General features: G+C 56.0%; 10 protein-coding genes. 2 read left to right on the forward strand and 8 right to left on the reverse strand.

Annotation, left to right across the window (positions count from 1 at the left end; genetic code table 11):
- Window positions 1-82: 82 nt before the first annotated feature.
- The 7 genes from QGM61_RS00570 to QGM61_RS00600 all read right to left on the reverse strand — a co-directional run bounded on the left by QGM61_RS00570 (window position 83) and on the right by QGM61_RS00600 (window position 9,427).
- Entirely contained in the window at window positions 83-2,437 is a 2,355-nt protein-coding gene (locus QGM61_RS00570; protein ID WP_281131495.1) for a TonB-dependent receptor, read from the reverse strand.
- Between the two features lie 111 nt (window positions 2,438-2,548).
- Window positions 2,549-3,148, reverse strand: coding sequence for a class I SAM-dependent methyltransferase (locus QGM61_RS00575; protein WP_281131496.1), 600 nt, complete (start codon window positions 3,146-3,148; stop codon window positions 2,549-2,551).
- Window positions 3,145-4,119 carry a calcium/sodium antiporter gene (locus QGM61_RS00580; protein WP_281131497.1) on the reverse strand — a complete coding sequence of 325 codons (975 nt, stop codon included), beginning with the start codon at window positions 4,117-4,119 and terminating at the stop codon, window positions 3,145-3,147. Before QGM61_RS00580 ends, QGM61_RS00575 begins: the two co-directional genes overlap by 4 nt.
- 122 nt (window positions 4,120-4,241) lie before the next feature.
- Complete coding sequence (locus QGM61_RS00585; protein ID WP_281131498.1) at window positions 4,242-6,812, reverse strand: phosphoenolpyruvate carboxylase; 2,571 nt, start codon at window positions 6,810-6,812, stop codon at window positions 4,242-4,244.
- Window positions 6,812-8,095, reverse strand: a complete 1,284-nt coding sequence (locus tag QGM61_RS00590) for an MFS transporter (protein WP_281131499.1) — start codon at window positions 8,093-8,095, stop codon at window positions 6,812-6,814. The genes QGM61_RS00585 and QGM61_RS00590 overlap by 1 nt, the downstream gene beginning before the upstream one ends.
- Before the next feature lie 22 nt (window positions 8,096-8,117).
- Window positions 8,118-8,714 (reverse strand): 5'-deoxynucleotidase, encoded by a 597-nt coding sequence (yfbR, locus tag QGM61_RS00595; protein WP_281131500.1) that lies wholly within the window; start codon window positions 8,712-8,714, stop codon window positions 8,118-8,120.
- 359 nt (window positions 8,715-9,073) lie between these two features.
- Window positions 9,074-9,427, reverse strand: coding sequence for a helix-turn-helix domain-containing protein (locus tag QGM61_RS00600; protein ID WP_281131501.1), 354 nt, complete (start codon window positions 9,425-9,427; stop codon window positions 9,074-9,076).
- A 255-nt stretch (window positions 9,428-9,682) separates the two neighbouring features.
- On the opposite strand from QGM61_RS00600, the gene QGM61_RS00605 reads away from it, so the two are divergent.
- Together QGM61_RS00605 and QGM61_RS00610 are read left to right on the forward strand one after the other, a co-directional pair.
- Entirely contained in the window at window positions 9,683-11,266 is a 1,584-nt protein-coding gene (locus QGM61_RS00605; RefSeq protein WP_281131502.1) for an AbgT family transporter, read from the forward strand.
- Window positions 11,256-12,053 (forward strand): hypothetical protein, encoded by a 798-nt coding sequence (locus tag QGM61_RS00610; protein WP_281131503.1) that lies wholly within the window; start codon window positions 11,256-11,258, stop codon window positions 12,051-12,053. Before QGM61_RS00605 ends, QGM61_RS00610 begins: the two co-directional genes overlap by 11 nt.
- Before the next feature lie 879 nt (window positions 12,054-12,932).
- Here QGM61_RS00610 and QGM61_RS00615 read toward each other — a convergent pair.
- Complete coding sequence (locus QGM61_RS00615; protein WP_281131504.1) at window positions 12,933-14,627, reverse strand: hypothetical protein; 1,695 nt, start codon at window positions 14,625-14,627, stop codon at window positions 12,933-12,935.
- Window positions 14,628-14,854 lie beyond the last annotated feature (227 nt).

Here is a 14,854-nt window from a genome sequence, read left to right on the forward strand (position 1 = left end):
GGAGGTAGTAAGTGCTGCCACACCTTTTTGGCAGAGTTATGCCTGACCCTGAAAGGGGTCAGGCTTTTTTTATCTGCAACAATCAGAAATCGACGGTAAGAGTCGCTGTAGCTGTTCGTGGCGGAGCAATCCAGCCGCCCCAGCCGCCAGCCACGCCACCAATATAGGACTCGTCGGTGAGGTTGCTGACATTGACACGCAGATTGGCGGATTTAAGACCCAGAAGGTCCTCTGTCAGATCCACACCAAAATACATATCAGTCACTCCATAACCATCGATTCGCGTGGTATTTGCGGCATTCAACCAGCGCTCCCCGACATCTTTGTATGTCACACCTGCAAAGTATCTGTCGCGGCGCCAGTCTGCAGACAGCACAAACATGTCTTCTGCCGATCCAAACACGGTATTGCCCGGAAACACACCCAGCAATGTGTTTGCCGCAGGGTCAGGTGTACCGATATAGGTTGAATCGTTCATCGTATAGGAGAAGTAAAGACTCAGACTGTCGGTAACCATTGCCTGGACAGCCGCTTCAATACCTGATGAATCGATACCACCCACGTTCACGTAGGCGCCATCACTCTCTCCCAGATAGTCGATGCCATCGGTCGATCCTTCCGGAATATAGGTGATACGGTTAGCGAACTCGATATCGTAGTAGGTCAGACTGGCATTCAGCATACCGGTGCTGTAGCGCAGACCGATGTCCATACTGTCTGCCGTTTCCGGCTCCACCGAATCCAGCGCTGTCTGATTGGCCTCCAGAACACCATCTTTGATGGACGAGAAGCTTTCTGCGTAACCGCCAAACACCTCCAGGCCATCAACGGGCAAGGCGTACACCAGTCCGCCACTAAACAGAACATCCGAGTCTGAGTTCACGGTTGCCGTTCTCAGACCACCCTGATGCTCATCTTCGCGTTCGATGTCCACCAGATACTGCTTAACGCCCAGGCGGGCCGTCAGATCACCCATGATGACAGTATCTTCGAGATACCATGTCATGGTTTCCTGCGGGAAGCTTCGGTCGTACTGCGTCCAGTACGGCACGTGATTGAAATTGTAGCCAGTTCGCGAATCCAGAATCTTCAGCCAGTCGCGTGACTCGTTGCGCGTATTGTCTTCATACCAGAAGCCGCCGCGCAGCTCGTTGCTGAAACCACTCAGATCCTGCTGCCAGGAGAAGTCAGCGATAAATCCGGTTCGCTGTTTGTCATAAACGGTGTGGCGATAGGACCCAACCGGAATGGCGCCTGCCGGGAAACAGGCCGGATCATACGCAGGCCCGGCACCGCCGTAAGGGAATACCAGTGAGCTCTGACAGTTGGCTCTGGGCTGAAGCGCCCGGCCGTTCGCGTCGACAAAGGTGATGGTACCCAGCGGGCTGCCACCCAGCACCGGTGCACCCGTGGTCAGCTCCGAATGCGGATTGCCCGCACCGTCATTTCTCACATCAACAATGTAAGGTGGCAGCCAGTCTCCACGACCACTGTTGTCATGATGATAAACGGAAGTACTGAAATCGATCTCTGAAACAGTGAAATCAACTTTTGCGTAGGCGAGCAGGTTTTCACGCAGTGTGGACCAGCCGCGACGGTACAGTTGGTCGATGTGTGGAATGCCAGTCCAGTCCCCGGTCAATCGATCCCAGGTCGGATCCTCGGCAAACTCCTGTGGTGTGACACGCTGGTAGTTATCCTCATGCGCATCATCAAAAGAAACGTAACCAGTCAATTCAAAGGCCTCGTAGTAGCCTTTGACTTTGGCTGCGATATGATCACGATTGGATTCGCCCGAGGCATCTATCCAGGCATCGATATCAGAGGTAGATACGCTGATCCAGGCGTATGTATTGTCAGCAATTTCACCGGTGTTGTAGCGTGCAAAAACCTTGCGTGCATTGTTGTCACCGAATGTTGTGGAAACGGTCAGCCCGGCCTGGTCTGTGGGATCCACACTGCGAAAATTCATACTGCCACCCAGTGCTTCATGCGACCAGGAGGCTATATCAGAAGTGCCCTGAACCACGTCGACGGCGAACAGGTTTTCGGTATCGAGGAATCGGTTGGCTTTGGAGCCACCACCATAATTTGAGTTACCGTTGGGTATGCCGTCGATGGTCATACCCAGCTGCTGCTCATCAAGACTCACCTGGAATCCGCGGATACTGACTGTTGTGGACCAGTCATCACCGCCAAAGGCGTCGCCCTCATTTACCAGCACGCCGGGGATATAATCTATGGCACCCAGCACGCTGGAAGCAGCTGATACCTGATTCTGCATTTCTTCAGTGACGCTGCTGCTGGCAAATGTACGCAGCTGTGTTGTCACGACCATTTCTTCAACCGCCGGGGCTTGCTGTGCAAAGGCCAGCGGCGTGGCAATCATGGATCCGATCGCGGCGCAGATTGCGCGTGTTAATGTGTTATTTCTCATTGTTGTCAAACCCTGGATAGTGTCGTAGGAACTGGCACTTTAGGGTCTGACTGTAACAATCGAGCGACAGTTCGATGTCAGTTTTAAAACAGTTTTGTGGCAATCCGAACCTTAGTCGGCTTTGCTTTGACCGATCAGGCGTGCAACAGCGGCACGACTGCCATCAGGCTCATCTACCAGCCCTTCAAAATACTCGATCACTTCCAGATTGCTGGCGCTTTCCCGCAGCTCACCTGGCGCAGCCCGGAATCGCGTGCCACCTGGCCCCGATACTGCTTCGTCGGACTGCAGGTGGACCTCCACAATAAGGAATGCACCAGGTATCAACCGTTCAACAAGAGAGGGAATGATCGACAGATTCAGGTAGCGCAGGACACTTATCAGGTGGAATCCATTCAACGTGCCCGGCAGAGGCCCATCTAGATCATGCGCATGCCACTGGATGCTGGACAGTCCCGCCTGTCTCGCCATGTCCGCACCCAGTGCCAGCGCTGTTTCCGAGATATCCACGGCATCCACCTGATAGCCGCAGGATGCCAGATACACGGCGTTGCGGCCGGCCCCGCAGGCCAGATCCAGCGCCCTGCCGTTGACAGGGAGCGTGCCGATCAGATTCAGAGCCTGCACCAGAAATGGGGATGGATAGCTGCGCGTTGCGTAAGCCCCGTCTCGGTATCTGGCGTCCCACTTTTCTTTATCTGCCTGACTCACAGTGTTGGTGCCATGCTGGTGATCAGGTACACGGTGTAGGCCACATAGGACAACAGGAACATAGCACCAACGCCGCGCGAGATGCGCTTGGCAAAGAAGAAAATTGGCAGACAGACCAGCGATGCCGCAATCATGACGGGTATGTCCAGCCGCAAGGCCGACGAGGCGACATCAACGCCGTCAGGCGAAATCATGCTGGAAAGGCCCAGTACGGCAAGGATATTAAAGAGGTTACTACCGACGACGTTACCAACCGCAATATCCCGTTCACCACGAATACTGGCGACCACCGAAGTGGCGAGCTCCGGCATTGAGGTGCCAGCTGCCACAATCGTCAGCCCGATAACCAGCTCGCTGACACCGAATGTCTGGGCAATCTGGACGGCACTGTCGACCAGCCAGCGTGAACCGAGTACCAGCAGTATCAGACCACCCGCAATCCACGCCAGATTGGCAAGCGTGTTCGCCGACTTACCGGCTGTAACGACGTCACCACCGGTGATTTCTGTCATGGCCACATCAGTCGGCGCTTTTTTGCTCAGCCAGATCAATCCGGCTGTATAGACAACAACACCAGAGAACAGTATCAAGCCATCAAACCCGGACACCCGACCATCTAGTGCCATCAGCAGCAGCACAATCGCAGCCAGTATCATCAAGGGTACATCCAGTTTTACCAGATTAGATGCCACGACAAGCGGTGCCACCAGAGCAGAAAGGCCGAGGATGGCGAGAATATTGAAAGTATTGCTGCCAACCACATTGCCCAGCGCGATATCCGCCTGACCGCTCAGCGCAGCGCCGATGCTGACCGCCATTTCCGGAGCGCTGGTACCAAAAGCCACCACGGTTAGCCCGATAACCAGAGGAGTGATACCCAGTCCTGCCGCCAATCGGGATGCACCTCGCACCAACGCCTCCGCACCCAGCACCAGCAACACCAAACCAGCAATCAATACCACGTAAGCCATAAGCCCCCCTTTCAGTCAGATCCGCGCGCTCTGTTGGCATGGATACACCAACCGGGCGCGCTCATTCTGTTTTAAGCGAGCGCCTGATTCAATACGGCCAGCCAGCACAATTTATCTATCAATCAGGCCGAATTACGAGCCGCATTGATATTACCGAACAGGGTTCTGACAACCATTTTTTCGTACATTGCCAGGCGCTGCTGGTCGTCCTGCTCACGCGCTTCGCGAATCCTTATAAGAGCGTACTGCTGAATGGTCAGCAACGGCAGGACCACTTCTTCTCGCAACTTGATACTTAAACGGCTGCGCGCATTGTCCTGCAGCAACTCCTGCTGGCCTGCCACTTTCAGCACCATCTCGCGGCTCAGCAGAAACTCCTGGTAAATATCCTGCCAGAACGCACCAAAACATTTGTCGCTCTCCATATAACGGGTCAGTGCGAAGTTGGTCTTGCTCATGCTTTGCATGCTGTTGGATATCAGCGCGCGGAAAAAACGTGATTTCTGATAGAGGTCCAGGCAGGCATCCAGACGCCCCAATTCCTCCTGGGCCTTCAGTGCCGAACCAAGACCATAGAAGCCAGGCACGTTCTGCTTGAGCTGGCTCCACGAGCCAACAAATGGAATGGCACGCAGGTCCTCGAATTTCATGGCACCGCCACCACCCCGTTTGGAGGGTCGACTGCCGATATTGGCCATGGCGTAGTACTTCAGCGTGCTCATCTCTTCGAGATAAGGCATGAACAGCTCATGCTGCTTGAATGCTTCGTACTTGGCATAACTGCGCTCGGCCAGATCGCGAATCAGATTGCGTTGCAGATCATCCAGTTCACGGTCCGGACGCTCTATCAGGTTATTCTCCAGACCCGCAGTCAGCAGCTGACTCAGATTGTGTTTGGCTGCAGCCTTGATGCCATAGTAGGAGCTGATGGTCTGCCCCTGCACAGTCATCTGAATCTGATTGCTTTCTATGGTCCGGCCATGCGCGGCGTAGAAAAGATAGGCGTCACCACCACCTCTGGCGGGCGGACCACCGCGCCCGTCGAAGAATATGACTTCCACGCCCTGCTCCCGCGACACCGCGGTGATGTCTTCTTTTGCCGAATAGATTGCCCAGTTGGCCATCAGGTAACCACCGTCCTTGGTACCGTCGGAGAAGCCAAGCATTACCGTCTGACGCTGACGCCGCTGTCCCAGGTGTGCCTTATAGGCTTCAGTCCGATAGAGGCTTTGCATGGAGGCGCCACCATGCTGAAGATCATTGACCGTTTCAAACAGGGGCACGATATCTACCGTGATGGGTTGATCGCCCCATCCACACAAGCGGAACAGCGCCAGTACGCGCGCCACATCGACGGGCCCCCGGCAATTACTGATGATATATCGATGAGCACCGCGCTCACCGTTGCTGAGCTGGATATGACGAATCACCTCAAATGACTCAATGGTGTCCCGTATCACCGGGTCGTCAAACTGGCTGGGATCGACATCACCATGACACTTAAACAACGCGGCCACTTGTGCGTCTTCACTCAGATCATCGAAATCTTCCGGCAACAGCCCTGGTTGTTTCTCTGCAATCTCTGTCAGCGTGCGGGCAATAACGCGGCTGTCCTGGCGGATATCAAGGCTGGCAAAATGGAAGCCGAACAGCGTCAGCTTGCGACGGAAAGACTGGATCATCTCAACGTACATGCCCTGGTGTTTTTCAACGACACGGGCTTCAACCTCATCCAGTGTTCTGTAGATATCGCGCAACAGAATGTTTTCGTGTTCGAGACTGCCCGCCAGCTCCTCACGAATATGTTTCTCCAGTTTATCCAGCGGCTCGTATACATCACGGAAACTCAGGCGACGCTTCATTGCCCGCAGGTCCTGGTGATAGCACTGCATGATGGCCTGACGCAGCCGCGCGGCCACACGCAACGTTGTATCCGTAGTAACAAAAGGGTTGCCGTCGCGGTCGCCACCCGGCCAGAAACCAATACTGATCAGCTCGGCGTTGGTATTGATGGCATCGGGAAAGCGCTGTGCCAGCGGATCGACGAGCTCACCGATGCTTGAATAGAAAATATTGCCCAGATACCAGGTCAGCAGCACAGCCTCGTCGTACGGCGAGGGTTTTTCTTTCTGGAAGAAAGGTGTATTACCCAGTTGTTGCAGCAGATCTCGCACCTCTCCGGTGCGTGCCTGCGAAATGGCCTGATTGAGGTCGGAGATGATAGCCAGCACCTGTCCCGGATAGAACTGTGTCGGGTGTGCCGTCAGCACCACGCGCACACCAAAATTGCGCAGCAGCGCCGCAAGCCTGTCCGCGCGACCCTCATCTTCCGCCCGCTCAGCGAGACGAGTCAGTGCGTTTTTGTTGTCGATCTGGTGAATCTTTGTATAGGACGCATCCTCCAGAGCATCAATCAATACGACCTGGCGCTCGACGTACTGAATGATCTTGAACAGAAACTGTACCTGTTCCCGCTCGGAGAAATGATCGCGATGCTGTTCAAAGAACTTCTCGATAATTTCAACCGGGGTCCGGCCTTCTGACAGCCCGTCTGCACAGGCTTCTGACAGCAACGGCAACAATGTTCCCGTCTGTTCAATGGCGTCGAGTGGTAATTTCAGAAACAGGCTGCTGTAGAGCTGGTAGTTAAGGCCTACCAATTCTTCGAACAACCGGGCGGGATCATTACTCATCACAGGTCAATTTCCTTGTCTGAAGTCTTGTTCCGATTGATTCTCTGGCGCGGTGACGTATTCATGGGATACGAGAATAGTAACAGTATCAGTGCAACAGTGATCACCAGGGCGCTGGTCCCGAACAGTGACTCCGCCGTTGCACCATTGTCGATAAAATATCCGTAAAGGATAGGTGATACCGACGTGCTGAACACCATCAGCGCCATATTCATGGACCGGATCGCGCCAAGTCGCGCTGTGCCGTATACCTTTGGCCACAGCCACCCGGTGATCGGCGATCCACTGCCAGCTGAAATACCCAGCAGTGACAGCATCACCAGCGCTGCAATGTCACCCGGCATATAGGCCGCGACCAGTATGCTGCAAAGCGTAGGCGCGACAATGGTCGGCAGCAACCACGCACTTTTCAGCCGATCCACCAGCACACCCATCACCATCGAGCTCAGCCAGTGTACAACGCCATAGACGATAAAGCAGCTGGCCAGCCAGCTGACACTCCATCCCTTGCTGTCGACCAGAAAGTTCTGGTGAATAAAAACACCTGTGATTATGAAGGGATTGACCATGATGCCAGGCAACGCCAGCCAATAGCGATAGTCGGTCAGTAGCTCACGGCGTCCTGCATCTTCAGGAGAGCCAAGCTCACTGCTGACCGGTGCCGCTGCTCCTGAGACGCGTCGCGTATCTCCTGCACTCAGGCCGGTAATCTTAAGCAGTAGCAGCATTGTCGGAATCAGAACGAATGCAACACCGAGTGCGAGCAGCTGAAAAGTGCCCTGCCAGCCAAGCGCGGCAATCAGTGCCACCGCCATAATGGGAAGCACGATTTCACCAAGCGGAACCGCCGACATGGCCAGGCTGATGGCCTTGCCGCGCCCATCGCTGAAATAGCGCGACATGGTTGTCATGCCGGTATGCGGCAGCAAAGACTGGCCAAACAGGCGCAGCAGAAAAAAGCTGAGCAGCAGCATCAACAGGTTCTGTGACAGCGACAGACCCAGCATCGCAATGCACAGCCCCAGGCTGATAAACAGACAGAAGCGGCGCAGTGGCATACGATCAATCAGACCGCCAGCCCACACTACAACAATAGCCGCACCCAGCGTTGCCAGTGAGTAAGCACTGCCATACGCGCCCGCACTAAGTCCCAGGTCGCGCTGTATTTCCGCGCCAAACCAGGCGACAAAAAACGACTGGCCAAAGTTACCCCAGAATACAGCTGTAAATCCGAAAGCCAGCAGCGGCCAGTTGCGCCGGATGAACCCAAGATAAGACATCATGTCGTGCTCGCCAGTCGATGACTCATTTCAACAATTCATCCAGGGTCAAACCGTAGCTGGGAGCAAAGGTATCCAGAAAATACTTCACTTCTGGCGCGTCAATCCGGTCAAGGCGCGCCCGGACATCCTTTTCTGCTTGTCGAAACTCCGGGTTACCCGCCTGCACCTCGGCTTTGCATTTGAGATAGGCACAGATCGTGTCAGCTGACTTGATGATGGCGTGATAGTCAGGCGGTATTTCTGCCTCAACCAGCACCTTGCGGAAGTCTGCCTGCAGATCGACAGGCAACAGGTTCAGCAGCTCATGGTCGGCCTGATGCTCGATAGCCTTATAGGCCCGGGTGATTTCTGGCGAGTGATATTTGATCGGCGACGGCATGTCACCAGTGATGACTTCACTGCAATCGTGGTACAGCGCAGCAACGACCACCGCGTTGACGTCGACCGTGCCACCAAAGAACCGGTTCTTGGCCAGTGCCAGCACATGCGCAATGGTCGCAACCTCCCAGCTGTGCTCCATGACGTTCTCGGCGATGACATTGCGCTTCATGCCCCAGCGTTGTAACCAGCGCAATTTGCTGATGTAGGCGTAAAAGTGACTTCTGAGTGCTTGTACCATGATTTAACCTGTTTTCCTGATCATTCACCCATGTGGGGCTGCGTACTTCGCCGACCATGCTAGAATGCGTCATCTGACCGACGGGCTATCCTATGACCGAGCACAACGCACCGCAAACTTCTTTTTGGCAGCGCCTGCGAAGTGGCCATGTATCTCTGGCCTTAAAGTACTGGACATTGTACTGGATTATGGCAGTGATTTTTTTTGTCACCGGCAGTTTTGCTGTCGCAGATCGTAACTGGCAGGTCTATTTGATGTTGCTGGGAGGGGTAGTCGCGTGGTCGTTTGTGCTGCTGTTTGGCATCCGCCGCGCCTATCAGGGCTCGGACCCGGGCAAGGCCATCAGTCGCATTTCCGTATTATTTCTTCTTCTTAATCTCACCAACGCCTTGGCGACTCTGAGCTTTATCTGAACGCAGAGTTCGTGCCGGTTGCTCGTGTATCATCGCTGGCTGCCCAGGCTGGCTGGCAGGCTCATTTTTGGCAGCACTGTAATGCCTGACAGGCATGTCAGTTGGGAACAGATCCGCAACATCTACCCGAAACGCACGACACAGCTGTTCCAGTGTCTGAAGTGTGACGTTCTGGTCTTCATTCTCGATGCGCATGATGGTTGACTGCGCCACACCCAGTTTGCGGGCAAATGCCCGCTGGGTCGCCTCGCCCCGGCGACTGCGCACGTAATTCGCCAGTCTGTAACGCAAATGAACCATATGTGGTTTATACTGCTAGTAACGAACCACATGCGGTTCAGAGCCAGCAATTTTCTACCAGCAGGAAGCAACCGGTGGAGAACGAGAGGGCGACGGGCAGCCAATTCCCGTCGTCCTCTTTTTTTACGTGCCAAGCTGCACTATTCTTGCCAGATACGTGCGACAGCGAAACAAGCTCAATACAGGCGTATGACAAGCACACACTGCTAGAACAATAAACTCACAGGCTCTGACCTACTGGCACAGGAATTCAGCATGGCCCAAACTCCGTCCGATCAGACACCTCCCGAGCAGACACGGCAACCCGGCATCCTGGGTTGGATAGAACACACCGGCAACCGACTGCCCGACCCTGCATTCATCTTCCTGTGGCTGATACTGGCGATCATGGTAATCAGCGTGATTGCTGCCATGATGGGCGTCTCTGCAGTGCACCCGACGCAGGTGCAGGCCGACGGCAGCCCATTGATCATCAGTGCTGCCAGTCTGCTGTCACCCGAGAACATCCAGCGGTTGCTGGTTGAAATGCCAACAACGTTTACGCACTTTCACCCGCTCGGATACGTCCTGGTTGTGATGTTGGGGGCAGGTGTCGCTGAGCGCAGCGGACTGTTTGGCACGGTCATGAGCAGTGCGGTCAAGATGGCTCCAGCGGCTCTGTTGACGCCTGTCGTGGCTCTGCTGGCAATGATCGGCAACCTCGCAGCCGACGCTGCTTACGTGGTCTTGATTCCTTTGGCGGGCGTAGTGTTTGCCGCTGCGGGCAGACACCCGATCGCAGGCATTGCCGCCGGTTTTGCTGGCGTGTCGGGTGGTTTCTCAGCAAACCTGATGCCCGGGCAGCTGGACGCACTGCTGTTTGGTATTACCGAGGCTGCTGTGCAGACGCTGGATCAGAGCTGGGTAATGAACATCGCCGGCAACTGGTATTTCATCGCTGCGATGACGCTGATTTATCTGCCTGTCATCTGGTATATCACCGACAAAATCATCGAGCCCCGGCTGGGAACACTCAAGGGCAACGCGGTCAGCAGCACCGCCGGCACCATCAAGAATGCCGAGGAGCCTGCTACAGAAGCCGAGAGCCGTGGCATGCGTCGCGCCGGCCTGGCTGCACTCGCCGTGATCGGAGTCTGGCTGCTGCTGTGCTTCGCCCCGGGCACCCCATTGATCAACGAAGACGGCGGCCCCGCGCGCCTGCAGCCATTTTATCAGTCACTGGTTGCCGGCTTTTTCATACTTTTCCTCGCCTGCGGCTGGGCCTACGGCAGTGCCACCGGCACGGTCAAAAGCCATCGTGATGTTGTCACCATGATGTCCGAGGCCATGGCTGACCTGTCCTACTATCTGGTACTGGCATTCGCAGCAGCGCACTTTGTTGCCATGTTCAACTGGTCGAATCTGGGTTTGATTTTTGCCATCAATGGCGCTGGTCTCATCCAGTCAGTAAACATGCCAATGCCGTTGCTGGTCAGCTTCATTGTCCTGTTGACCGGCATGATCAACCTGTTCATTGGCTCCGCAAGCTCCAAATGGGCTTTGCTGGCACCGGTTCTGGTACCCATGCTAATGCTGCTGGGCATCAGCCCAGAGATGGCCACAGCTGCTTACCGCGTGGGTGATGGCGCCACCAATATCATCACACCGCTGATGCCCTACTTCCCACTGATTCTGGCTTTCTGTCAACGCTGGAACAAGGAGTTTGGCCTCGGTTCGTTGGCAGCGACCATGATCCCCTACAGTATCTGGATGATGATCACCGGTCTGATATTGGCCGTGATCTGGATCTGGCTGGGGCTGCCACTGGGACCAGGTGCAGGCACTGAGTATGCTCTGTAAATACTCTACCCAGAAAGCACGAATCGGCTACATGACTCTGTTCGTCGCGCTGGCGTTGCTGTCACTCAGCAGCAACGCAGCGCAGCCCGATACGGCTGATACTTTCCAGGAGTGGAGCGCAGAGACACGTACCTCACTGAGCTTTCAGGTCAATGCAGAGGCAGTTAAACCCTTACTGGCAGACGGCTGGGTGGTGCCGGTTGTCGCAGAAAACCCAGACCGGGTCAACCTGACGGTTACCTTCATGGATCGCCACATCGTGCTGGATGCAGACGGTGACGCAATCGGCTCGGGCACCAGCCGTTACATGGTGATGTCGGTGCAGGGACGCAACCACTCTGACGGTCAAACCAGCATTCTGATCATCAACGGCATTTCGCCAGAAGGTGCCGGCGCCTACGAGGTCTATCAAGCGGCCCAGGAGGCGAGCGCTCAACGATTGGTGTCGGGAAATGGTGAGCAGGTCGGCCAGGTCGAAGAAACCTGGCAAATGACGGCAGAGAGCGGCGACAGCATTCGGCTGCATCTGCAGTATCAGCCAGCGGTGCCAGTGCTTCGCGAGCCAACGCTGGTCATTCGATCTGCGAAAAACACCGGCTACACGCGCACCTACAGGATAGAGCAGGCATCCGACGCGCTAGGCGTGCCGGGCGAACCGGGCAGTCGCTTGCAGCACTTTGAATTCACCGCGAGAGGCCCGCTGTTCTCCGCCATATTCGATGGCACCGAAGTGCTACAGGGCGTGACCTCCACCCCCTGGTACCACCGCGAGATCTACGTCCCCTGAAACCTTTCCCCTGGAAGAGCGTTTAAACGTCTGCAGAGATCGGGAGTGGTCCGGACGACGGGTAACAGATTACGCCCGGATCGCATCCTTTCACCTGGCGCCCGGCGGTGCGGGTCTCGACCTCGCGCGCTGCGCGGGCTCGGGACTCGAACAGTCCTACCCGCTGATCGGGCGCCACGCAAAAGGATAAACGCGCCCTGATTGGGCGTAATTCTGCTACCCGCCGCCCTACCCTTGTGCCTACTTCTGCCGAGCAGTCACAATCGCGCATGGTAGAGAACATTCTTGAACAACCGTGTTACGTCAGCTTATCCCAGGTGTCCAGGGTAGGCGTGGCGCCGCCTTTCGACGTTAACTGTTCCCCTGCACTTCAGACGTCATCGCAACTGAGGAGGCTACCACAGCGATACAGCAAATCACGCCCATGATGCTGATTTGCGCACTGTTGCTTGATGCGCCCTGCCAACCGGGAAACCGCTGTAGACGATGGCACTAGGGGCGGGTTGTGGGTGACAGAGTCCTGCCCAATCAGGGCGCGCTTTATCCTTTCCCCGCGCACCCGATCAGCGGGAGGACTGTCTGAGTCCTGAGCGGCAAAGCCGCGAAGTCGAGTTCCGCCCCGCCAGGTGCGCGGGGGAAGGATGCGATCCGGGCATGACCTGTCACCCACTACCCGAACCGATTCCCGATCCGGGCGAGAATTAATACCCACCTCTCGGACCGATTCCCGATCCGGGCGTAATCTGTTACCCGCCACACCAAAGCTCAATCGAGGTGCCGGGGACTGGGTGGCAAGGAGCGAGGAAAACCTGACGAGGACTGCCACCCAGGTTCCGGCGCCGGACGCGCTTGAGCCGGGGATCAGTCTGCCCCAGAGGCTCAAGCGGGCTCGACGAACTGCCAGCTGACCGAGCCGAAGAACATCTCATCCCAGCTCTGCTGCCCCCACGGCACCAGACGTGACGGATCCGGGTTTGCCTTGTTCTGCTCCGAGTTATCGAATGCACCGATCGCCGTGATAACCGTGCCCGCCGGCACCAGCTTTGGTTCACGCAATTGATATCGCAACTGCCAGTTGTAGTTGTAGTTGGCGATATTGATCAGCTCTTCGCTGGTGCCATCCGGATAATGCGCCTCAAAGCGCATGCGCTTGCCGCGGAAATGCATGTGCGGCAGGAATGCATGCAGATAGGCATCACGTGGCACCGTTACCGATTTGGTCTGCTCGAAGTCAGGATCGAAGGGCGGAATCGACGTCCAGTCATTGGGGAAGATACAGGCGCACTGGCCCGACATGCGCTTCTCCGGCACATACCCTTCCGGATAGAACCAGATACCTATCCGGCTCTCGTCAACAGTCTCGCGGCCATTGGTTGTGTAGTGCAGTTGCAGTGCCAGACGGGAGCCAGCGCGTAGCAGACCTCCGGTATTTTCTGGTTCGTGATAGGGTGCGGCGCCAGGGATGTAAGCGGTAATGCTGGGATCATCCGGGCTGCCGCCTCCCAGGAAACGTGCTCGATCACCGGCCTCAGGTGGCAGAATACTGTTCAGTGTGTGGTGCAGCACGGTGCGGTCGCCGGCAATGTACTGGCTTGCGCGTACCCAGCGATCTTCCGTCAGTCCGTCAAATGGGACAACAACGTTGATGTAATCCAGCACACCTGTGGCGGGTATGGTCTGAGGCGGCACGTTCACAATCAGGTCAGGTTCACCGAAGGCCCATTCGGTCTCTGGCCAGGTCAACTCAGCGAGTGGGTCGCTGGGGCCATCAAAAGTGGAACCCTGCTCTATCCAGTGCACCAGCGTCTGCTGGTCTTCCGGACTGAGCGTGTAGCTGTTGACGAAGTCACCAACGTGCGGATCGATCTGGCCTGGTGGCATGCGCTTGGTCATCAGCACTTCCCTGATCATCGGTGACCAGCCCTGTGCCATGCTGTGATTGTTCAGCGCAAACGGTGCGATGCCACTCTCGCGGTGGCAGGCAGCGCAATTCTCGGCGAGAATCGGCACCACATCACGTGTATATGATACGGGCTCCGCCATGTTTTGGGCGCGCGCTGCGTATTCAATGGCCTCTCCTGACATGGCTACCTGAGCGCGGCTGACCGGACGCTGCGCAGCCAGATCATCCAGCGCCTCACCCAGCGCACTGACCGGTCCGCGGAACACGATACGGAAGCTGCGCGGGTCGTAGACCAGGGCCTCACCGACGATATTCAGCCCCATGGATTCCGATACGATCTGGGCATCGTCGATCAACACCGGGATATCAGAACCAGCAACAGCCTGTGAAACAGACTGTCGGTTTTGTCCCAGCGGGTTGATCATGAAAAACTGGAAGTTCTCCCGCTGCGCAGCCAGGGCCGCATATTCAGACTGCAGCGCGTCCAGTTGTGCCGCTTCATTGGTTTGAACGAGGAAAACAATGGCAGTCCGGTTGTCATACCAGCTCATGTGATGGAAATAACCATCGTGATCGAGCAGGGCAAAATCGCCTACCCGATGGCCAACCTGCCCGGCAGTCTCGAGAGTGGCCGATTGGGCATACAGTGCAGGTGTGGCAGCTAAAGACAATCCACCAACCAGCAAAGAAGCTTAGAAAAGAGACGTGAAACAGACACGACGACGAAAGGAACTCATGTGCACCTCCGGTGAACACCTGACACTCATTAAACAATAAGGACAAACGCAATCCGGACGGCAGCCTCGGCACCGGCAATACATAAGATCAATGCTTTAGACGCTATCACAGCCCCAGTCACCGCACAATCACTGGACAACGCCGTTCGGCGCTCCCCAAG

It is taken from the genome of Pseudohongiella sp. SYSU M77423 (assembly GCF_029911965.1).
Lineage (GTDB): Bacteria > Pseudomonadota > Gammaproteobacteria > Pseudomonadales > Pseudohongiellaceae > Pseudohongiella.